Below are 21,889 nucleotides of genomic sequence, written 5' to 3' on the forward strand. Positions count from 1 at the left end.
GCAATATGGCACGGGTGAGCCGTGAACTGAACGACGACGAGGACATGCTGGTCGCCACCGTGCGGGCGTTCGTCGACCGCGATGTCAAACCAACCGTCCGCGAGGTGGAGCACGCCGACACCTACCCCGAGGCATGGATCGAGCAGATGAAGCGGATCGGCATCTACGGCCTGGCCATCCCCGAGGAGTACGGCGGGTCGCCGGTGTCGATGCCGTGCTACGTGTGGGTCACCCAGGAGCTGGCCCGCGGCTGGATGAGCCTGGCCGGTGCGATGGGAGGGCACACCGTCGTCGCCAAATTGCTGACGTTGTTCGGCACCGAGGAGCAAAAGCGCGCCTACCTGCCACCGATGGCCACGGGTGAGCTGCGGGCCACCATGGCGCTGACCGAGCCGGGCGGCGGCTCCGACCTACAGAACATGTCGACCACCGCCGTGCCTTTTGGCGCCGAGGGCTTGCTGATCAACGGTTCAAAGACCTGGATCAGCAACGCGCGCCGCTCCGGATTGATCGCGCTGCTGTGCAAGACCGACCCGAATGCCACGCCGCGTCATCGGGGCATCTCGATCCTGCTCGTCGAGCACGGGCCGGGCCTGACCGTATCGCGGGACCTGCCCAAGTTGGGCTACAAGGGTGTCGAGTCCTGCGAGCTGTCGTTCGACAACTACCTGGCTCCGGTGTCGGCGGTCCTGGGCGGTCATGCGGGCCAAGGCTTTTCGCAGATGATGAAGGGCCTTGAGACGGGCCGCATCCAGGTGGCCGCGCGCGCCCTGGGGGTGGCGACGGCGGCGCTGGAGGATGCGCTTGCTTATGCCCAGCAACGGGAGAGCTTCGGCCAGCCGATCTGGAAGCACCAGGCCGTGGGCAACTATCTGGCCGACATGGCGACCAAACTCACCGCCGCCCGCCAGCTCACCCGCTATGCCGCCGAGCGCTACGACCGCGGCGAACGCTGCGACATGGAAGCCGGGATGGCCAAGCTGTTCGCCTCCGAGGTCGCGATGGAGATCGCCCTAAACGCCGTGCGCATTCACGGCGGCTACGGCTACTCCACGGAATACGACGTCGAACGCTACTTCCGCGACGCGCCCCTGATGATCGTCGGCGAGGGAACCAACGAAATCCAGCGCAATATAATCGCCGAACAGTTGGTCGCCCGCGGCGGGATCTAGCGGGTGCGGACGCAGCCGGTGCGCTATATTTGCCTGACTTCGCCCCCGAGGGAAGGCAATTGCCATGAGTTATCCGCCAGCGCCGCCCGGAGGTACCCCAGAATGGCAGGGCCAGCCACCGGGTTGGCAAGGGCAGCAACCGGGTTGGCAAGGGCAGCAACCGGGTTGGCCGGCTCAGCAGCCGGGTTGGCAAGCTCAGCAGCCGATCTACGGGGGCCAGCCAGAGCCGGACAACTACCTCGTCTGGGCGATTCTGGTCACGGTTCTGTGCTGCCTCCCATTCGGAATCGTGTCGATCGTGTACTCCACCAGAGTCTCCGGGCTGTGGAGTCAGGGACGGTACGCCGAAGCGCAGGCCGCGTCCGCCAACGCCAAGAAGTGGGCCATCATTGGCGCAATCACGGGAGCCGTCGTCGCGGCGATATTTGCCGTACTTTACATCGTTATCATCGCGGTGGCCGTCCACGAGATGCCGTCCACCGTCACCACCACGTATTCGGGCTACTGAGCATCGCGCGTGTTCGCCTGAGCTATCAGTGGTGGTCCTGGGCCGCGGTAGTCACATGCCCCAGGAATCCCTGGGGCGAGCCGGTAGACAGTTTGTTTGCCCGCCTAACAGCGACAACGTAAGGCACGCAGGGGATTTCCGGCTATTTCAAGATTGGCGCGAACAGTGTGGAGAGTGGCCAAAGGGCACCGTCAGATCACCCGAGGCAGATCCAGTTTTCCGATGACTCTTCCCTGAGTCGGGGGTACTGGGAGGTGGGCACAACGAACACCGCAACCCACGGAATCTGGTGTGACTGATGTGACGAACTTGACGTCGCACCGAACAGCGACGGGTAGGGGTACGACATCAGCATCGTTCCCGGGGTCACTAGGTTTGGTGCTCGGTGTTCGGTGTGACGGCGTCTACCAGTCCCCAGGCCAGCGCGGTGTCACTGTCGATCGTTTCACCGGAGAGCACCAGATATGCCGTGCGCCAGCGGCCGATCCGGCGTGTGACGCTGACGGTACCGCCGGCTCCGGGAATAAGTCCCAGCCTCAACTCCGGCAGACCGAACACCGAATCCTCTTCTGCCTCAACCCATCCGCAAAACGCTGCCATCTCCAACCCACTGCCCAATACCTGACCGTGCACCTGAGCGCGGCAAGCCCGGCCGAACCGGGCGGTGAGCGCGTCCAGCACCAGGGCCGGGCTGTGCCGAGTGCGGGCCACATGCGCGCTCGGCGGGTCGGCGAAGCTGCCGAACTCGGCGAGGTCCCCGCCGCTGCAGAACGATGGCCCCTCGCCGCTCAACACGATTCCGGTGACTGACCGGTCCAGCACCGCGACGTTGAGCGCCTCCAGCAGCGCGGCGCACGCAGCGTTGGAAAACGCGTTGTGGCGTTGCGGCCGGTTGAATTTGATGCGCAGGATGGCACCGTCGCGTTCGGCCAGCACCGGATTGGCGCTGTCAGGCACGTGGGCCGGGCCGCGCTCGGCGAGCCAACGCGCGAATTCCGGTCCGGCCTGCAAGGTCGAGTAGCCCAGCGACTCGGTCACCACCGAAGCCACCGTCTCGCCATCGGGGTCGACCGCGCGCAGCACGTCGTCGCACACGGCACTGGCGTGCGGCCAGCGCTGACAGCGCTTCGACAGCTCGGCCAGGGCTACGGGCACCGAGTCCACGGTGACCACCCGCCGGTCGGTGCACGGCTGCTCGGTCAGGGTGAAAGTCGCAGTGTTCAACCAGGATTCATCGGAAAGTGGCCCATACGCGACGATTAGGCCCGGCGGCGTATCGACACCGGCATCCGGCGCGTTCGACAGGTCTACCACGCGGAGCATGGGTCACACCGAATACTTCTCGACTAGCCCGTTCTTGAAGAGCTTTCCGGTGTCGGTGCGCGGCAGTTGGGCCTCGAACGCAATCGACCGCGGACACTTGAAGTGCGACAGGCGATCTCGCAACCAGGCCAGCAGCTCGTCGGCGAGCTGATCGGTGGCGTCGGCCGGATCCACGGTCTGGACCGCCGCCATGACCTGCTGGCCCATCTCGTCGTCGGGAATCCCGAACACCGCCGCGTCCAGCACCCTCGGGTGGGTGACCAGAAGGTTCTCGGCTTCCTGCGGATAGATGTTCACGCCGCCGGAGATGATCATGTGGTGCCGCCGGTCGGTCAGATACAGGTAGCCCTCGTCGTCGAGGTAGCCGACGTCGCCGACCGTCACCCAGCCGTGCTTGTCGCGCGACGCCGCGGTTTTCGACGGATCGCCCAGGTACTCGAAGGGATATCCACCCTCGAAATAGATCTCGCCCACCCGGCCCGGCGGCAGCTCGCTGCCGTCCTGCCCGAGGATGTGCACCCCGCCGAGAACGGGTTTGCCGACCGACCCCGGATGCGCCAACCAGTCCTCCGCGGTGATCAGCGTAGACCCGATCGCTTCCGAGGACGCATAGTACTCGTCGACGATCGGTCCCCACCAATCCATCATCTGCATCTTGATCTCCACCGGGCACGGCGCGGCCGCATGCATCACCCGTTTGAGGCTGGAAAGGTCGTACGAATTACGCACCGCTTCAGGGAGTTTCAGCATCCGGACAAACATGGCCGGTACGAATTGGGCGTGGGTGACCCGATGGCGCGCGATGGCGTCGAGCGTTCCTTCGGCGTCGAACTTCTCCATGACCACCGTGGTGATGCCCCCGGCGTGGACGCTCATCGACCACACCGACGGTGCGGTGTGGTAAAGCGGTGCCGGGCTTAGATACACGGAGTCGGGGTCCATCCAGAACCCGACCAGGGCCGACATCATGCCCGGCGCCTGATCCGGTGGTACGTGCGGCAATTCGCGTTTGATCCCCTTGGGCCGACCGGTCGTGCCCGAGGAGTACTGCAGCAGGTCGCCCTCGATTTCGTCGTCGATCGGCGTGTCGGGTTGGTCCGCAACGCATTCCGGGTAGCGCTCCCAGCCCGGCTGGTCTGCGTCGGCGATCATCAACAGGCCCGGCAGTCCGCCCGGCAAATGTTCGGCCAGGCCCGCGCAGGTGTCGCGCAGCGCCGCCGACCCGATGATCGCTTTGGCGCCGCTGTTATCCACGATGTAGGCGGCCTCGGCCGGGGTCAGCTGGGTATTGATCGGAACGTAGTACAAACCGCTGCGGCGAGCCGCCCACATGACCGCGTGGATGTGCTCGTTGTTCTCCATCAGGATGGCGACGGTATCGCCCTCGCGCAGGTCCTCCCGGCGGAACCGATGCGCCAGCCGGTTAGCCCGGGTCTCCAGCTCGTCGAAGCTGATGACCGTCCCCGACGGGTGCAGGATGACAGCAGGTTTGTCGGCGCCGACATACGGGCGAATCTGCATGGGCCGACTGTACGTCGCTGTCCGACGATGGCAGCAGCAGGGCACTGTCGCCGAATTCATGCCAGAGATACCCGTGTTCGACGGCCTCCCGATACGCCAGCGCGACCAGATCCGGGCCCGCAACGGCCTCGAGCAGGAGCAGGTGCGACGCCCCGGCGTCGTGCCATCCCGTGATCAGGCCGTCGACCACCCGGCAGGGGCGGCCCGGGCCTAGTACCAGATCCGTCCAGCCGACGGCCGGGCGCACGACGCCGTCGGCGTTCACCGCTGACTCCAGGGCGCGGGTCACCGTGGTGCCGACGGCAATCACCCGGCCGCCGGTCGCGCGGGTGAGGTTCACCATCCGCGCGGCGGCGGGCGGCACGTGAAACGGCTCGGGGGCTGGTGGCTCGCCCGACTCCGCGGACGACACTCCCGCGTGCAGTGTGATCGGCGCGATCGCGATGCCGTCGGCCACCAGCGCGCAAACCAGCTCGGCGCTGAAGGGTCGTGCCGCGCTTGGCATCTCGGCGCTGCCGGGAATCCGGGCGAATGCCGTTTGGTAGTAGGCGAGCGGCCATTGTCGCGGCACATACGAGTATCGGATCGGTCGGCCATGCCGGGCCAGGTAGGACGCAACGTCGCCTTCTCGGCCGTCGAGGTCCACCCGCGCCAGCCACAAGCGCCCGCCGTCGATGCCCGGTTCCGGATAGGACGACGTGACGACCATCGCGGCACCGCCTGGTAGGTCGATGCGCTCGCCCACCCGGACGTCGGGCAGGTATCCGGTCGCCGCTACGCCTGAGCCGCCCGGCCGTAGTTCAACCACCCAGTGCTTTTCGGCGCGCGCCGTGGAGAAGTGAACGGCGATCGGCTGCCCGGCACGCCGGCCGTCGACCGCGGCGGGCAACGTCGCCGAGTTGTTCACTACCAGGAGGTCACCGGGGCGCACGTAGTCGCCAAGGTCGGCGAATCGGGCGTGGCTGACGCCGGACGGTCGCGCGACCATTAGTTTGACGTTGTCTCGGGCGACGCCGCGGGCCTCCGGTGGTTCGGTGGCGTCGGAGGTCGGTGGCCGCTGGAACCGGGTGTGCGCACGGATCATGACAGCACGCTGGCCAAATCGGTTGCCCGGTACCGACCGGCGGCGGGGCGGCGGTCGAGAAGCCGCAGCAACGCCGGCACGACGGAGTCCGGCTCGGCGCGGTCGGAAATGTCCTCGCCGGGGAATGCGGCCTGATGCATCTCGGTGCGCATGTCACCGGGGTCGAAGGCGTAGACGGGCACGGCCGGGGTCTCGGCACCCAGGACGGCTGAGAGCTGATCGAGCGCGGCCTTCGACGACCCGTACCCGCCCCAGCCTGGGTAGGGCTCGACGGCCGCGTCCGAGGTGAGGTTCACGATGATCCCCGCGTTGTCGGCAAGCGCTGGCAGCGCGGCCTGGATCAGGGCGAGTGGGGCGAATACGTTCGTGTGGTAGACGGCCCACAACTCGCCTGCCGGGTAATCGAGGAGGGCCGGTTGCGGACTGGGCCCAAGCCGGCTGGCGTTGTTCACCAGCAGGCCAAGCGGCCCGGCGTTGGTCGCGGCGGCGACTAATGCGTCGCGATGCGACGCGTCGGTGACGTCTCCGGGTAGGGCGATCAACCTCGCCGAATTGAGCTCTCGGGCCGTCGTTTCCAGCTCGGCTGCGCGGCGAGCGTCACCGACGACCACCCAACCGCGGTCGAGCAGAGCGGCGGTCACCGCCCGGCCGAACCCGCGTGACGCGCCGGTGACAATAGCGACAGGACAGGTGTTCGCGAATCGGGTCATGGGGCCATACTGATAGTTAAACTTAACTTTAAGTCAAGCCCCTACCTGGATTGAGGTAAGCCGCATTGGACAAGACAGATTTGTTCACGGTCAGCGAGCTAGCGAATCGCAGCGGCTTCGCCGCCTCCGCAATCAGGTTCTACGAGAGCCAGGGCCTCATCACCGCGTCCCGCACGGCCGGCGGACAGCGCCGATTCGAACGACAGATGCTGCGCCGCCTGGCGTTCATCCGGGCTGCCCGCAACGTCGGACTGAGCCTGGACGAGGTGGCCGCCGCGCTGGCCAAGCTGCCGGACGGCCGCACCCCGACCCGCGCCGACTGGACGCGCTTGTCCAAAGATTGGCGCGCACGCCTTGATGGTCAGATCGCGGGGCTAGTGGCGCTTCGCGACAATCTGGACTCGGCCGGCTTTGTTCGGTGGCTACGCGGCGATGGTGAGGGAATGGTGGTGTCGATGAGGTCGAAGGCGCGGCGTTGGTCGGGGTGGGTTCGGTGAGTTTGTCGATTTCGATGTCGGTGTCGTGGTAGCGGATGCGGTCGCGGGTGAGGGTGCCGAGATGGTCGAGCAGGCCGCGGAAGCTGCGTAGCGGTTGCCGTCGGCGTCGTGTTTTGTCGAGGCTTTCGCGTTGGCGGCGGCGGAGCGTTGCGCGGCGCGACCGGGTTGTCGCGCGCCGGTGGTGTTTCGTCGGTGAAGGTCAGCGGCGCCCAGGCCTGCGTAGGTGCCAGACGAGGTAGCAGGCCAGCAGGCAGATCAGCACGTGCGCGCGCGCTGATCGAGACGGTGATAGATGGGTCGCAGATCCAGGTCGTCGGCTTTGATGATGCGAAAGTCGCGTTCGATATTGGCCAGGTTCTTGTAGCCGGCGACGACGCCGGCCGCATCGAGGGTGTCGGGGTCAACGCTGGTGCGTAGCACGTAGATGCCATCCAGGGCGGCTTCGGCGTCGATGGCCGCCTGGTTGCGTGCGAAGGTGAAGCTGGTGTCGGTGATGGTGGTGACAAAGTGCTTGTCCACCTTGTATTTTCCGCTGACTTTGCCGAGGGCTTTGCCGATCTCGGCGGCGCCGGACAAGGTGCCGCGGTCCACCCGGTCCTTGATCCGGGCGAGCTCTTTGTCGGTGGCGTCCAGTAGATCGCGGCGTTTGCGGGCACGCTCGGCCGCCAGAGCGGGTTGCGGCAGGCGATGAGCCGTTCGTCGGGGTAGTCGGGGTGGACGATCTCGGCCAGGTCCTGGGTGTCGAACAGGGTCATCTGCAGTGGCCCGTCGTCACGGGCGAGTTTGGCGATCGCCGGTGCCCGCAGCGCGGTGATCCACCCGAAATCGGTTGGGGCGTCGGGGTTGTCGTTGAGTTCGCGCAGCATGCCGATGCGCGCGGAGGTGATCATGCCGCGATCACCCACCAGCACCAGGTCGGTGAGGCCGAAGGTGGCGGGCAGTTCGGCGACGATCTCGGTGAACGCGACCGGGTCGGCGGTATCCCCGCGCACCACCCGCACCGCCACCGGCCGTCCGCCGGGGTCGGTGAGCACCCCGTACTCGATCTGCGCGCAGCCCTTCTTGCCGTCGCGGGAATACCCGTGCGCGGCCAGCTCACAACACCGCCCGGTCACCCACGAACTGGTCAGGTCAAACAACGCCATCCGATGCGGGTTTGCTTGCGGGCTCAGGTGTTTGGCGGCCAGTTTGCGCTCGATCGCATCTTGGCGGTGCGCCAGCCAGTCCATCGCCGCGTAGATCTCGTCGGTCGACGCCCCCGCCACGTCCAGATCGACACCCAACGTGGTATCGGGCCACCGTGACAGGGTGGACAGCTTGGACGCTGGGCGGATCACCCGCGAGATGATCAACGCGAACACCACATCGCGTGACCGGCAGGCCGGGCCCAGCAGCGCGGGAAACCCGAGCCGATGCGCCATCGCCGACACCGCGGCCACATGCCCGTGCGGCAGCGAGCGGGTCTTGGTGAACTCGCTGCCCGCCGGGATCAGGGCCTGCCCCTTCAGCGTCGCCTCCAGCGCGGTGATCGAGGCCGCCGGCAGCATCGACAGGTTGGCCACCGTCTCGTTCCGCACTTTGGCGCCGTCGCGAAACGTGCGGCGCAGATACACCGATTCGTAGTCACGCCGCCGCCCTGCTTATCCACATGAGTCTTCTTGACTCTGACTACGTGGACTTTCCCCATGTTGCGCGGCATACCAAGCATCGTAACCGACCTACCGCGACGATCATCAACACAACACACCAGTATTCTGACTACAAACACCAGGGCTTCAACACCCGAAACGTCAGGTCACATCACACTTCCGCGTCAGAACCCGTCGCAACTTCGGGTTAGCCTGTCGAGCCGCGCGGCACTTGGGTCCGAGAGCGACGGACAATCCTTAAGCCTGGAGTTTGGCGACGAGGCGGCGCCGCTCGCTGCCGGGGTCGATGCGGTGGTGGATTGGCCAGTGGCCGGCACGTGCCAGACATTGACGAACCGCGAACATGGTGGCACCGGTTGCTTATTGGCGTCGATAGATGTGGGCACGGTGCTCAATGCGGCCGACGTAGAGGACGCGGTCGTCCTCGAGTGCGCGGAACGTGATTCGGTAATCGCCGCGGCGCGCCACGCGCCATCCTTCCAACTCGAATCGCAGCGGCTTGGCTAGCCGGTACGGGCCGGTCGGCAAGGTGCCAGTGACGAATTCAACGATGGCCGCGGCGATCTTGTGCGGCAGACGATCGAGCGCCCGCACGGCGGTCGGTGACAGCTGGACAGACCACGGCGCATCCTGGCCCGTCAATTCAGGCCGTACCGTTTGCGGATCTGTTCGCCGCTCACGGTGTTTCCGACGGCATAGTCGGCGTCGGCCTGCGCGAGTTCCTCGGCGATACCTGGGGTCCGCAGCGCATGCAGGGTCTCATTGAGGGACTCGAGATCGTCGGCGGACATGATGACCGCGGCAACGCGGCCGTGCCGGGTGATCTGAATGATTTCGTGGGTGGTGTCGGCCTCGTCGACCAAAGCGGAAAGCTTGTCTTTAGCCTCTGTCAGCGGTACCGTCTTCATGCCATCAATATAGCTCGAAGACTAGCCTTTAGCTAGCCACAATTCTAGCCACCAACCTATTGTGAGAGTCGGCAAGATAATCGTGCAGCGCGCGATTTCCTTGTCACGCCCAATGGCTCGCGGCGAACATGCTGGCACGAGTCCGCGCAGCCTGCGTAGCCGTGTGTGCGCCGCACGCTTCCTACGGACCCCCCGTAGAGCGGGAGGGTGCCAGGCCGCGGTAGCGACGGCGGCGACGGCGGCCGGCGCTGCGCCCGCCGAGGAGACGTAAAGTCCCCCGATTTCGGGCGAAATCGGGTGCTCCTGACCTATCCGTGGGTTGATGGGTTGGAAGTTTCTTCTTGCTCCCTTCCGCGATAGTTGCTCGTTGGCGCTGCCTGCGTGGGAGGTGTCCATGTGGAGCCCCCCGAGCGCAGCGAGGCGGAACGACATGGACACCGACGCGCGGGTGGCGCAGAATCGGCGACGCTGCGGAAGGGGCCCGCCAGGGGTGCCCTGGTGGGGTGTTAGCCGCGGCCGGGCAGTGTGGGGCGGTGGCCGCCGAGGGCGAGCATGGCCAGCGCGATCAGTGCGGCGGGGTTGTGAAACCCGAACGCGACGCGGGTCAGGACCCGGATTTTGGTGTTGGTGGATTCGATCAGTCCCTGGGACAGGCCGTGGTCGAGGGCGGCGTCGATGGCCTGGCGGTGGCGCACGATGCGGCCGGCCAGCTCGACGAATACCGGGATGCGGCAGCGCCGCGCCCAGGAGATCCACCGGTCCAGGGCCTGTTTGCCTTCCTCGCCCTTGACCGAAAACACGTGCCGTAGGCCCTCTTTGAGCAGATAGGCACGGTATAGCCGGGGATCGGTCTTGGCGATCCAGGCCAGTTTGGCGGTTTGACGTTCGCTGAGGTCTTCGGGGTTTTTCCACAGCGCATAGCGGGCACCCTTGAGCCGCCGTGCCCGCTCATGACCCGCCGCGGCGCGGTGTTCTTGGCGGGCCGGCCACGGCCCCATTTGGCCTCGGTACGCGCCAGCGTCCGCGCGTCATTCCAGGCCCGGCGCCGCTCGGCGTCCAGGGCCTCGGTGGCCCAGGCCACCACGTGAAACGGATCGGCGCAACGGATCGCGGCCGGGCAACGCTCGGCGACGACGTCGGCGATCCAGTCCGCCGCATCGGCGGACACATGGGTGATCTGCGCGGCCCGGTCGGCACCCAGCGCGTCGAAGAAGCGCCGCAGGGTGGCGGTGTCGCGTCCGGGCGCGGCCCAGATCAGGTGGCCGCTGTCGTGGTCGACCACCACCGTCAAATACTTGTGGTGGCGTTTGTAGGCAATCTCGTCAATGCCGATACGACGCAGATTGGCGAACCGATCGACGGTCTTTTCGGTGTCGGCCCACACCCGGGCCACGACTGCCCCCACGGTGCGCCAGGCGATTCGCATCAGTTCGCACACCGCGGTTTTCGAGCAGGCCACCGCCAGCCAGGCCACCGTGTCATCAAAGGCAAACGTGTGTCCAGCATGGTGACGCGCCCACGGCACCATCACCACGGTCGGCCCATGGGCGGGGCAATTCACCCGCGGCGCCTCGGCCTCCAAAAACACCCGGATCGTGCCCAAGTCCAAGCCCCGCCACCGCCGCGGTCCTCACCCCGGTCATACCAGGGCGCCTTGCGTTGACAGCGGCCACAGCGGCCCGACATACCGCTGCGCGAGCGCACCCGCGCCACCACCAACTCCGCGCCATCGCCGTCTTCAGCGAACTCGATGTCCTCGATTACCGTGCGGCGGTCGACACCAAGCAGCGCACGCCATAGCCTCACATTGCGCACGTCGTTGCTGGCTCCTTTGGTTTCGGACCCTTCACAAGCCAGAAACCTTAAGCCACAACGGCGTGCGCCCCTACTTCGCTGCTATCCACCCACGGAACTGTCAGAAGAGCCCGAAATCGGGGGACTTTACGTCTCCTCGCGCTAGCTGAGGCGCTGCTTCAGGGCGTCGAACTCGTCCTTGATTCCGGTCGGCAGCTTCTCCCCGATGAACTCCAGCCACTCCTCGATGAGCGGCAGCTCCTGACGCCATTCGTCGGCGTCGACCGTCAACGCCTCGGCCACGTCGGCGGGGTCGACGTCCAACCCGTCCAGGTCCAGGTCCTCGACGGCGGGAACGGTGCCGATCGGGGTCGTCCGGCCGCCGGCCCGGTGCTCGATGCGGTCCACGATCCACTTCAGCACCCGGCTGTTCTCGCCGAATCCGGGCCACAGGAAGCGATGGTCCTCGCCGCGGCGGAACCAGTTGACGAAGAACACCTTTGGCAGCTTGGACTCGTCGGAACTCTTGCCCACGTCGATCCAGTGCTGCAGGTAGTCGCCGACGTTGTAGCCGATGAACGGCAGCATGGCCATCGGGTCGCGACGCACGTTGCCGACCTTGCCCTCGGCGGCGGCGGTCTGCTCGCTGCCCAGGGTGGCGCCGATGAACACGCCGTGCTGCCAGTCCCGCGCCTGGGTGACCAGCGGAACGGTGGTCTTGCGGCGGCCGCCGAACAGGATCGCCGAGATCGGCACGCCCTGCGGGTCATCCCACTCCGGCGCCAGGATCGGGCATTGCGACATCGGCGTGCAGTACCGCGAGTTCGGGTGCGCCGCCGTGGTTTCTGTTTCGCGGAAGTACCAGTCGTTGCCCTTCCAGTCGATGAGGTGCTGGGGATCGCCCTCCAAGCCCTCCCACCACACCGAGCCGTCGTCGGTGAGCGCGACATTGGTGAACACCGTATTGCCCGCGGCGATGGTGCGCATGGCGTTGGGGTTGGACTTCCAGTTGGTGCCCGGCGCCACCCCGAAGAAGCCGAACTCCGGGTTCACCGCATACAACCGGCCGTCCTTGCCGAACCGCATCCAGGCGATGTCGTCGCCGAGCGTTTCGGCGCGCCAGCCTTCGATCGTGGGCTGAATCATCGCCAGGTTGGTCTTGCCGCAGGCCGACGGGAACGCCGCCGCGATGTAGTACGCCTTGTTCTCCGGAGAAATCAGCTTAAGGATCAGCATGTGCTCGGCCAGCCAGCCCTCGTCATGGGCCATCGCCGACGCGATGCGCAGCGAATAGCACTTCTTGCCCAGCAGCGCGTTGCCCCCGTAGCCCGAGCCGTAGCTCCAGATTTCCCGGGTTTCCGGGAAGTGGGTGATGTACTTGGTCTCGCTGCAGGGCCACGGCACGTCTTTCTGGCCCGGCTCCAGCGGGGCGCCGACCGAGTGCAGCGCCTTGACGAAGAAACCGTCGTCACCGATCTTCTCCAGGGCGGCGGTGCCCATCCGGGTCATCACCTTCATCGAGACCACGACGTATTCGGAGTCGGTGATCTCCACCCCGAGCTTGGGATCTTCGGCGCCGAGCGGGCCCATGCAGAACGGCACCACATACATGGTGCGGCCTCGCATACAGCCGCGGTACAGCGACGTCATGATGGTCCGCATCTCGAAGGGGTCCATCCAGTTGTTGGTGGGCCCGGCGTCAATCTCGCGCTCGGAACAGATGAACGTCCGAGACTCCACCCGCGCCACATCGGACGGATCGGACAGCGCGAGGTAGGAGTTCGGGTACGCCTCCTCGTTGAGCTTGACGAAGGTGCCGGCCTCGACCAACTCGGCGCAGAGCCGCTGGAATTCTTCCTCCGAGCCGTCGGCAAACACCACCCGGTCGGGCTGGGTCAGCTCCGCAACCTCCTCCACCCAAGACAGCAGCCCCGGGTGGTTCGTCGGCGCGTTATCCAAACCGGGGACGGTTGCTGAGGTCATCGAACTCTCCTGAATTCTGCGAAGTAGGTATCGGCTTCTGTCAGTTGGGTACGCATGTTGCCTAGTGTTTGCCCACACACCTGTTTGCAACGTGGCGCGGTTTATACAGGTTATCGTGCATCACTTGTCGCGGAAGTCTCAGGAGGGTATAAGCCTCCTCACAACAACGATTCAGAAGCGTCAGAAACCGGCGAATTGACCGCCATCGCACTTCTCACATCTGATCCGCACATTCCGCCGCTACCAGCGCCTAATCGCCCGACCGCGCCGCCGCCGGCTCGCCGCCCCGGCACCCGTCGGGTCTACGGATACCCGGTTCGCCCAGTTCCGCACGCACGAGTTCGAGGGCGGCCTGGACCGTCGGCATCTCCCTGTCGCGCACGGCCGCCGCTCGGGCCGCGGCCAGAGCGTGGTCGCGCAGTTCGCTGTCGATAGCGCTGACCTCGTCGGCCACCCGAGCGTTCTCGGCCTCGTCGCGTGCGGCCAGGCTGGTGGTCAGCGCCGACTCGGCGACCAGCACGCGACTGGCGACCAGCTGCTCCACTGCGGACCGCAGTGAGGTCGTCACATCACCCGCCCACCGGTCCAGCAGCGCACGGTCATGCAGCAGTCCGCGGGTGTTCACCACCCAGGCGGTGACCGCGACTCCGATCGCCACGCAAGCCACGATCCCGGCCGCGGTCAGAGCGGGAGACGATCCCGGGGCCAGCTCGGCGACCAGCCGACTCAGCGTCAGCGCAGTCCCCAGTCCGAATCCGGCACCCAACAACGTCGTCAGGCGTGTCTCCAGGCGCGGCGATCTCAGTGGCGGGGCGGCGACGTCGACCGTCGGTAGCTGCTCTCGCGGCGCCAGATCCACCCGCGCACCCATCACCTCCGAGACCTCGGCGAGCAGGTTGTCGGTGTCCTCACCGACCTCGGCCACCACCTCCCGCACCCGGTCGCGGGCATATGCCTCGAACCCGGGCAGTTGACGCCGGGACAGCCGCCGGGCGTCGGATTGCAGCTGGCTGTGCACCGACGAACAACGGCTGCGCGCACGGTAGGACAACTGAACCCGCGCCTGCTGGATCTGACCGCGCAACGCGATGGTGCGCTCGGACTTCGACTGGCGCCGCTGGCGCAGCGCCGCGCCGCGCGCTCGACGCAAGGCGTCGACCCGGGCCCGCCGACCGGGGCCCTCGGCGTCTCGATCGAGCCGCTGCGCGACCGCCTCAAGCCGGGACTCCCACGCGCGCAATCTGTTTCGCCTCGGGACATCGGCATCGGCGAGTTGTCTCCGGACGGTCGCAACCAGGTCGTCGACGCGGGGTTCGCCGAGGGCGGGTGAGGCGGCCGTGCCAACCCAGGGCACCCGGCCGTACCGCGGGGCGTGCGCGGCCAACGTGTCGCGGTTGGCGGCCAGGACGTCGCGCCAGGTGCGGTGCACGTCGATCTTGGACACCACGCCGACCATCGCGTCGGTGTGCTCGACCGCGGCGTCGAGCAGCGCACAGTCCGATTCGGTCAGTGGCGCCGCCGCGGAGACGACGAACACCACCGCCGCCGGCGCCGCGCCGGGTCCGAGGTCCGGCGCCTCGGCGAAGGTGTGCCGCGGCAGCCGCTCCCGCAAGACACCGACCACACCGCTCACCCCCGCCAGCCACGGACCGGTCACCAGCACCACGTCGCGGCGGTCGATGGCCGGCGAATCCAACTGGGGCCCGATCGCGGCGATCAGCGCGTCCACCCGGGCGGTCGGATCGTCGCGGCCCCTCACCCTGGCCCCCCGCCGCCGACGGCGCGCGACCAGAGCCGGAGCGATCCTCTGGCGATGTCCGCGCCGCACGCCCGGTGCAGCTCGCTCACCGGGCCGCGGCTGTAGCGCTGCCAGCGCGCGGCCCGCGACAGGTGGGCGGCGGGGTCGTCGCAGGCTGCCACCTCGGGGTCCAACCCGGCCGCCCGGGCCACGTCGAGGGCGGCGGCCATCCGGGCGACCACCGTGTCGTCGTGGGAAAGGAATTCGCCGATCCGCTCGCTCTGCGATTGGTCCGTGACGGCCAGCGCCTCGAGTTCGGCGACGGCGTCGAGCGCGCGCCGGTAACGCGCCTCGGCGCCGATGGCATGCACCCTGTCGACGACGGCGTCGACCCCGCTGACCCTGCGCAACAGCGCGCGGACCTGTTCCGGGGTTCGGTGTTGCCGGAACGCTGCGATGCCAAGCGCGGTGCCGAAGAGGTCGAGGCCGGCCAGCACGCGCATCCGGACCTCGGCCGGCACCGGCAGGTCGGCCGTCACAAAACCGTCGTAGGAATCCTCGAGGGAGGCGATGCCGTCAGGATGGGCGGCCAATGCCCGCAGCGCGGCCCATGACGCGTCATCCAGCCCGTCGAGCGCGGCGACGGCGAGCAACCCGATCATGGGCTCGACGGGTACCCCGACAAGCGCGGAAAAATGCCCGCAGCGGGTGCGTGCGGCCGCGATCGGCCCGCCCGTCGGCACCGGCCCGGCGTCGCGCGAGAGGCAGCCTGTCAGATCAGCCTTGTTCAGCACCACCAACACCGAAGACCGCGCCGCCCCGATGGCGGCGCGGTCTTCGGGTTTGACCACCTCGGCGATGACATGGACGTCCAGGTCGGCCGCGGTTGCCGGCGATACCATCTGAATCCCGGATCCGATCCCGGCGCGCGCCAGGGCACGTGCCACCGTGCCGCGACCCACCCCCCGGCGTCCGTGGACAGCCACCCGCAGCGGCGCCCCGGCCCGCTCCGCGATCGCGTTCACCCGCTGGTCAGCGCCCCCGGCGGCGAAACTCGCCAGCTCGTCAACGAAAATCTGGTGCCCCCTGTCCCGCGCCTGCCGGATACCCCGCCACGGCGCATCGCCGCCGAGCAGGTCCCACCGATGGTGACACCCGTGTCCCGGAGACGCGAGTCAGGAATTGTGTGTTACCAGCCGAAGACAACTGTTGGGTATCAATCTGGACCAGGGGCGGCTACATCGGGGGTTCATGGGCCACCATGGACGAATGCATGCGCAACCCGGAGTGGGGATGGATCCCCAAGCCTGCGCAGCGGGCCTCACCGCGTCTCCGGAGCCGCCCGATCCGGACCCGGCTGAACACCGAGCCCGGGGATACCTGCCGACCACCAGCCTTCGCTCGCGGCGTTCGGCCCTCTCGAATGCCCAACGCCAGACCTGGGAACGGCTCTGGCCAAGGCTCGGCATCACGCTTCCCGGTTCCCCACGCGCGGTACCGCTGGACACCCGCGCCTGGTTCGGCCGTGACGCGCCGGTGGTGCTGGAGATCGGCTCCGGTAGCGGCGCTGCCACGCTGGCCATGGCACAGTCCGAGCCCGATATCGACGTCATCGCGGTTGAGGTCTATCGCCGGGGGCTGGCGCAGTTGCTCAGCGCGATCGACGGTCAGAAGGTGAGCAATATCCGGTTGATCCGCGGGAACGGGCTCGATGTGCTGGCGAACCTCATCGCCCCGGAATCATTAAGTGGGGTTCGGGTCTTTTTTCCGGACCCGTGGCCCAAGGCGCGCCACCACAAGCGCCGACTGCTGCAGCCGGCCACGATCGCGCTGATCGCGGATCGGCTACGCCCCGGTGGTGTCCTGCACGCCGCAACCGACCATCCCGGCTACGCCGGGGACATCGCCGGTGCCGGCGACGCCGAACCGCGGCTATGCCGCGTCGACCCCGGTGCCCGACTGCCCATTTCGGTGGTCCGTCCGACCACGAAATACGAGACGAAAGCCCAAGAAGCGGGCAGCGCCGTCACCGAATTGATCTGGCAAAGGCCCGAGAATTTAGAGGGATCATGAGTCTGACAGAAGACGTGACCACCGAGACGCCTGAACCCCTCGGGCCAACGCCAGCGTCGATGCTGTCCGGCGACGGACTGCCCGGGTTCCCCATGCGGGTGGGACGTGTGCTGCTGGTGTGGGACGCTCCCAACCTGGACATGGGCCTGGGCTCCATCCTGGGCCGTCGGCCGACGGCGCTGGAACGCCCTCGTTTCGACGCCCTGGGCCGCTGGTTGCTGGCTCGTACCGCCGAGATCGCGGCGGGGGCGCCGCCGGCACCGGATATCCGGATCGAACCCGAGGCCACCGTCTTCACCAACATCGCGCCCGGTAGCGCCGAAGTGGTTCGACCTTGGGTGGACGCGTTGCGCAACGTCGGGTTCGCGGTCTTCGCCAAGCCGAAGATTGACGAGGATAGCGACGTCGACCGCGACATGCTCCAGCACATCAGCCAACGGCGAGACGAGGGGCTCGCGGGGCTGGTTGTGGCTTCCGCCGACGGTCAAGCATTCCGCCAGCCGCTGGAGGAAATCGCCCGGACCGGCGTGAGCGTTCAGGTGCTTGGATTTCGTGAACACGCCAGTTGGGCGCTAGCGTCGGATACCTTGGAGTTCGTCGACCTGGAGGACATCGCTGGTGTTTTCCGGGAGCCGCTGCCGCGAATCGGCCTGGATTCGCTGCCTGAGCAGGGCGCTTGGCTGCAGCCGTTCCGGCCGTTGTCTTCGCTGCTGACCGCGCGGGTGTGACAGCCGACGTGTGACAACCAAAAAGCAATCCGCGGGTCGCTAACGATCCAGTAAGGAGCCTACGTGTTCGCCTGGTGGGGTCGAACTGTGTACCGCTACCGGTTCATCGTAATCGGGCTCATGGTGGCTCTGTGCCTTGGCGGCGGCATTTTCGGGCTGAGCCTGGGTAAGCACGTGACGCAGAGCGGGTTCTACGACGACGGCAGTCAGTCGGTCAAGGCTTCGATTCTCGGCGACAAGGTCTATGGCCGGGATCGAAGCGGTCACATCGTCGCGATCTTCCGCGCGCCGGACGGCAAGACCGTCAACGACCCGGCGTGGTCGAAGAAGATCAGCGACGAACTCAACCAATTTCAGCGTGACCACTCCGCGGAAGTGCTCGGATGGGCCGGGTATCTGCGGGCGCCCGACACGACCAACCCCGTCGTCAAGGGCATGGCCACCGACGACAAGAAATACACCTTCGTGTCCGTCCCGCTCAAGGGCGACGACGACGACACCATCCTCAATAACTACAAGGACGTAGCGCCGGCCCTGCAGAAGCTCGACGGCGGCACGGTCCAGCTCGCCGGCCTCGAGCCGGTGGCCGAGGCCCTGACCGGCACCATCGCCACCGACCAACGCCGGATGGAGGTGCTGGCCCTGCCGTTGGTGGCGGTGGTGCTGTTCCTGGTGTTCGGTGGCGTGATCGCGGCCTGCCTGCCGGTGATGGTGGGCGGGCTGAGCATCGCCGGCGCCCTGGGCATCCTCCGGTTGGTCGCCGTCTTCGGGCCGGTGCACTTCTTCGCCCAACCCGTGGTCTCGCTGATCGGTCTGGGCATCGCGGTGGACTACGGACTTTTCGTGGTGAGCCGATTCCGCGAAGAGATCGCCGAAGGCTATGACACCGAGGCCGCGGTGAGACGCACCGTCATGACCGCCGGCCGGACGGTCGCCTTCTCGGCTGTGCTGATCATGGCCTCCGGGGCCAGCCTGCTGATGTTGCCCCAGGGCTTCGTGAAGTCGCTGACCTACGCCCTGCTCGCCGCGGTCGGGTTGGCCGCGCTGCTGTCGATCACCCTGCTTCCCGCCTGCTTGGGCGTCCTCGGCCGCCACGTCGACGCGCTCGGCGTGCGGACCCTGTTCCGGGTGCCGTTCCTGCGGAACTGGAAGGTGTCGCGGGCCTACCTGAACTGGCTCGCGGACCGGCTGCAGAAGACCAAGACCCGCGAAGAGGTCGAGGCCGGCTTCTGGGGCAAACTCGTCAATTGGGTGATGAGGCGGCCGCTGGTCTTCGCTATCCCGATCGTCTTCGGGATGATCCTGCTGGTCATCCCGCTGTTCAACCTGTCGCTCGGCGGCATGAGCGAGAAGTATCTACCGCCGGACAATGCGGTGCGGCTGTCGCAGGAGCATTTCGACCAGCTCTTCCCCGGCTATCGCACCAATCCGCTGACCCTGGTGATCCACTCCACCAACCATCAGCCGGTCACCGACCAACAGATCGCAGACATTCGCAGCAAGGCGATGGCGATCAGCGGGTTCATCGAACCCGACGACAACCCAGCCAACATGTGGCAGGAGCGCAGCTACGCGCCGGGCGCATCGAAGGATCCGTCCGTGCGGGTCCTGCAGAACGGGTTGAAGAATCCGGGTGAGGCGTCGAAGAAGCTCGAAGAGCTCCGGGCGATCACACCGCCCAAGGGACTCGAGGTATACGTCGGCGGCACCCCCGCACTGGAACAGGATTCGATCCACAGCCTGTTCGACAACATGCCGGCAATGCTCATCATCCTGCTCACCGCCACCACGCTGTTGATGTTCCTGGCCTTCGGTTCGGTGGTGCTGCCGATCAAGGCGGCGGTGATGAGCGCGTTGACCCTTGGGTCCACCATGGGCATTCTGACGTGGATATTCGTCGACGGGCACTTTTCGAAGTGGCTGAATTTCACGGCGACTCCGTTGACCGCGCCAGTCATCGCGCTGGTTGTCGCCGTCGGATACGGATTGGCCACCGACTACGAGGTCTTCCTGGTCTCGCGCATGGTCGAGGCACGAGAACACGGCATGTCGACCCAGGAGGCCATCCGGATCGGCACGGCGACCACCGGTCGCCTCATCACTGCGGCCGCCCTGGTCCTGGCCGTGGTTGCCGGTTCGTTCGTCTTCTCCGACCTGGTGATGATGAAGTACCTGGCCTTCGGGTTGATGGCCGCGCTGCTGCTCGACGCGACGGTGGTGCGAATGTTCCTGGTGCCCTCGGTGATGAAGCTGCTCGGCGACGACTGCTGGTGGGCGCCGCGGTGGATGCGACGCCTGCAGACCCGCATCGGGCTGGGCGAGATCCACCTGCCCGACGAGCGCAAGCGGCCCGTCGCCAACGGGCGGCCCGCGCGGCCGCCGGTCACGGCCGGTCTGGTTGCCGCAAGTGTTGCCGGGGGCGCGCGTCCACCGCACGACCCCACTCACCCCGGTGCGCTGGAGTCGCCGCGGCCGGCGCGCTCACTCGTGGCCGCTCGACCGGACGACCGGCCCGCCCAGATCGGGCCCTCTAGTGCGAAAACCGCACAGATACAAACGCGTTCGAGTACATCGCCCAGCCAGTCGACGGAGGCTCCGACGACCCGCCTGACCGCGCCCGGCAAGCAGGACGCGCAGCCCGCACCACCTAAACGGCCGCGGCCGTCGTCGGCTCAGACGCCGCCCCCGTCCGCCGGCCCGACGCGGGCCATGCCAATTCCGTCAAATCGGTCCGGCGAAGCAACGGGCGACCCGGCCGACAAGACCGCCGCCCTTCCGATCCAGCGTTCGCAAACCAACGACTCCGAGGCGGCCACCGAGCAGCTCAATGCCCGCGGGCAGGGTGGCCAGGGCGGGTCGGGTGCCGAAAAGACCCGTCAGCGCCGCCGCGGCGGCGGCGGAGGCGTCAGCGCCCAGGATCTGCTGCGCCGCGAGGGACGTATCTGACGCATAGCCCTACTCGGCGCCGTCCTCGGGGCGGTCCGGTTTCGCCTCGACGATGGCCGGACCCTCCTCGGTCCCCCGCTCCGCTTCGGCGGCCGCGTCCCTGCCCAGCAACACCTGCGTCGCGTTGTTCAGGAACGCGGTCGTCGGGACCGCCAGCAGGGCGCCGACGATCCCGGCGAGCACGCCGCCGGTGGAGATGGCCAGCACCACCGCCAGCGGGTGAATGGAGACCGCCCGGCCCATCACGAGCGGCTGCAGCAAATGGGCTTCGAGTTGGTTAACCGCTATGAGCAAACCGAATGTGATCAGTGCGTAGACGATACCCTTGGACAGCAAGGCGACCACCACGGCCAGCAAGCCCGAGATCAGCGCACCGATCAGCGGGATGAAGGCACCGAGGAACACCAGCGAGGCCAGCGGCAGGGCGAGGGGGATACCCATGATGGCCAGGCCGGCGCCGACCCCGATCGCGTCCGTCAGCGCCACCAGGAACGTGGCCCGCACGTACCCGATGAGCGATCCGTATCCGGCGCGGCCCGCCTCGAGCACCCGGTCCCGGACGTCGGCCGGGAAAATCTTGGCGACGTACCGCCAGATGTTGCGGCCCCCGTAGAGGAAGAAAATCAGCGTGAACAGCACCAGCACCGCGGCCGTGGCCAGCTCGGTGATGGTGGCCGCGGTCGACAGTGCGCCGCTGGTCAACTTCGCCTGGTTGTTGCGCAGCGCCTCGATCGCGGCGTTGCCCGCGTTGTCGATCTGCTCGCCACGCAAATGCGCGGGCCCTTCGATCAACCATCGGCGGGTGGAGTCGATGCTGTGCTCGACCTGCTTGACCAGGTCGGGCAAGCCCACGATGAACTGGCTGACGACGAAGGTCAGGATGCCGCCGAGGATCGCGAAACCGCTCAACAAGACCAGCGTCACCGCGGCACCACGCGGCAGGCCGCGGGAGTCCAGCCAATCCACCGCCGGCACCAGCAATGCACTCAACATCAACGCCAGCAAAACTGGAACGACGATGATCTCGAGCCTCTTGAGGATCCACAGGAAGGCCAGCCCCGCGGCCAGGATGACCAACAAGCGCCACGCCCAAGCGGCGGTCTTGCGGACCAGCGGTTCGACCGAGGCGTCGTCGAGGCTTGCCGGCATGCGGCAAGCGTAACTGGGTCGCATTCCGGTACAGGATCGCGTCGACGCGGTGCCGGCTGGCACGATCCGATCACGGCCCCAGAACGAGCCAGACACAGTAAGCGAC

At 67.1% G+C, this 21,889-nt stretch carries 15 protein-coding genes and 3 pseudogenes; 6 read left to right on the forward strand and 12 right to left on the reverse strand.

The genetic code is table 11. The features are described 5' to 3' along the window. Nucleotides 1–5: 5 nt before the first annotated feature. Both G6N24_RS19540 and G6N24_RS19545 read left to right on the forward strand, forming a co-directional pair. Nucleotides 6–1,172 carry an acyl-CoA dehydrogenase family protein gene (locus G6N24_RS19540; protein WP_085159879.1) on the forward strand — a complete coding sequence of 389 codons (1,167 nt, stop codon included), beginning with the start codon at nucleotides 6–8 and terminating at the stop codon, nucleotides 1,170–1,172. Nucleotides 1,173–1,236: 64 nt separating this feature from the next. Next, on the forward strand, nucleotides 1,237–1,680 hold the full coding sequence (locus tag G6N24_RS19545; RefSeq protein WP_085159877.1) for a CD225/dispanin family protein: 444 nt from the start codon (nucleotides 1,237–1,239) through the stop codon (nucleotides 1,678–1,680). 369 nt (nucleotides 1,681–2,049) lie between these two features. On the opposite strand, the gene G6N24_RS19550 is transcribed toward G6N24_RS19545, so the two are convergent. From G6N24_RS19550 to G6N24_RS19565, 4 genes are read right to left on the reverse strand one after another with little or no spacing between them, the layout of a single operon-like run. Beyond that, nucleotides 2,050–3,003 carry an enoyl-CoA hydratase/isomerase family protein gene (locus G6N24_RS19550; protein WP_085159875.1) on the reverse strand — a complete coding sequence of 318 codons (954 nt, stop codon included), beginning with the start codon at nucleotides 3,001–3,003 and terminating at the stop codon, nucleotides 2,050–2,052. Nucleotides 3,004–3,006: 3 nt separating this feature from the next. Further along, nucleotides 3,007–4,524: a fatty-acid--CoA ligase FadD4 gene (gene fadD4 / locus G6N24_RS19555; RefSeq protein WP_085159873.1), complete on the reverse strand. Its 1,518-nt coding sequence runs from the start codon at nucleotides 4,522–4,524 to the stop codon at nucleotides 3,007–3,009. Then, complete coding sequence (locus G6N24_RS19560) at nucleotides 4,427–5,608, reverse strand: S-adenosylmethionine:tRNA ribosyltransferase-isomerase (RefSeq protein ID WP_085159871.1); 1,182 nt, start codon at nucleotides 5,606–5,608, stop codon at nucleotides 4,427–4,429. The genes fadD4 and G6N24_RS19560 overlap by 98 nt, the downstream gene beginning before the upstream one ends. Beyond that, entirely contained in the window at nucleotides 5,605–6,318 is a 714-nt protein-coding gene (locus tag G6N24_RS19565) for an SDR family NAD(P)-dependent oxidoreductase (protein WP_085159869.1), read from the reverse strand. Before G6N24_RS19565 ends, G6N24_RS19560 begins: the two co-directional genes overlap by 4 nt. Before the next feature lie 80 nt (nucleotides 6,319–6,398). Here G6N24_RS19565 and soxR point away from each other — a divergent pair. Further along, a pseudogene (gene soxR, locus G6N24_RS26115) lies at nucleotides 6,399–6,662 on the forward strand (redox-sensitive transcriptional activator SoxR); the annotation flags it as partial. A 95-nt stretch (nucleotides 6,663–6,757) separates the two neighbouring features. Here soxR and G6N24_RS26120 read toward each other — a convergent pair. From G6N24_RS26120 to G6N24_RS19615, 7 genes and pseudogenes are all read right to left on the reverse strand, one after another. Further along, nucleotides 6,758–8,514, reverse strand: a pseudogene (locus G6N24_RS26120) (IS1634 family transposase); the annotation flags it as partial. A 310-nt stretch (nucleotides 8,515–8,824) separates the two neighbouring features. Further along, nucleotides 8,825–9,106 carry a type II toxin-antitoxin system RelE family toxin gene (locus tag G6N24_RS19590; RefSeq protein ID WP_085159544.1) on the reverse strand — a complete coding sequence of 94 codons (282 nt, stop codon included), beginning with the start codon at nucleotides 9,104–9,106 and terminating at the stop codon, nucleotides 8,825–8,827. Further along, nucleotides 9,103–9,372: a type II toxin-antitoxin system Phd/YefM family antitoxin gene (locus G6N24_RS19595; protein ID WP_085159546.1), complete on the reverse strand. Its 270-nt coding sequence runs from the start codon at nucleotides 9,370–9,372 to the stop codon at nucleotides 9,103–9,105. Before G6N24_RS19595 ends, G6N24_RS19590 begins: the two co-directional genes overlap by 4 nt. A 506-nt stretch (nucleotides 9,373–9,878) precedes the next feature. Further along, nucleotides 9,879–11,187: pseudogene (locus tag G6N24_RS19600) on the reverse strand (ISL3 family transposase). A 141-nt stretch (nucleotides 11,188–11,328) separates the two neighbouring features. Next, nucleotides 11,329–13,149 (reverse strand): phosphoenolpyruvate carboxykinase (GTP), encoded by a 1,821-nt coding sequence (locus G6N24_RS19605; protein ID WP_085162742.1) that lies wholly within the window; start codon nucleotides 13,147–13,149, stop codon nucleotides 11,329–11,331. 250 nt (nucleotides 13,150–13,399) lie between these two features. Continuing rightward, nucleotides 13,400–14,908 (reverse strand): hypothetical protein, encoded by a 1,509-nt coding sequence (locus G6N24_RS19610; protein ID WP_179963447.1) that lies wholly within the window; start codon nucleotides 14,906–14,908, stop codon nucleotides 13,400–13,402. Next, nucleotides 14,905–15,993 carry a hypothetical protein gene (locus tag G6N24_RS19615; RefSeq protein ID WP_085162744.1) on the reverse strand — a complete coding sequence of 363 codons (1,089 nt, stop codon included), beginning with the start codon at nucleotides 15,991–15,993 and terminating at the stop codon, nucleotides 14,905–14,907. Before G6N24_RS19615 ends, G6N24_RS19610 begins: the two co-directional genes overlap by 4 nt. Nucleotides 15,994–16,138: 145 nt before the next feature. Between G6N24_RS19615 and trmB the strand changes: the two genes are divergently transcribed. The 3 genes from trmB (at nucleotide 16,139) to G6N24_RS19630 (ending at nucleotide 20,634) form a co-directional block, all read left to right on the forward strand. Next, nucleotides 16,139–16,960 (forward strand): tRNA (guanosine(46)-N7)-methyltransferase TrmB, encoded by an 822-nt coding sequence (gene trmB / locus G6N24_RS19620; protein ID WP_085162745.1) that lies wholly within the window; start codon nucleotides 16,139–16,141, stop codon nucleotides 16,958–16,960. After that, a complete protein-coding gene (locus G6N24_RS19625) occupies nucleotides 16,957–17,688 on the forward strand; it encodes an NYN domain-containing protein (RefSeq protein WP_085162746.1) in 732 nt (243 codons plus the stop codon). The genes trmB and G6N24_RS19625 overlap by 4 nt, the downstream gene beginning before the upstream one ends. 63 nt (nucleotides 17,689–17,751) lie before the next feature. Further along, a complete protein-coding gene (locus G6N24_RS19630; RefSeq protein WP_085162747.1) occupies nucleotides 17,752–20,634 on the forward strand; it encodes an MMPL family transporter in 2,883 nt (960 codons plus the stop codon). A 9-nt stretch (nucleotides 20,635–20,643) separates the two neighbouring features. Here G6N24_RS19630 and G6N24_RS19635 read toward each other — a convergent pair whose 3' ends face one another. Next, nucleotides 20,644–21,783 carry an AI-2E family transporter gene (locus G6N24_RS19635; protein ID WP_085162748.1) on the reverse strand — a complete coding sequence of 380 codons (1,140 nt, stop codon included), beginning with the start codon at nucleotides 21,781–21,783 and terminating at the stop codon, nucleotides 20,644–20,646. Nucleotides 21,784–21,889: the final 106 nt, after the last annotated feature.

The sequence above is a fragment of the Mycobacterium lacus genome (assembly GCF_010731535.1).
Taxonomy (GTDB): domain Bacteria; phylum Actinomycetota; class Actinomycetes; order Mycobacteriales; family Mycobacteriaceae; genus Mycobacterium; species Mycobacterium lacus.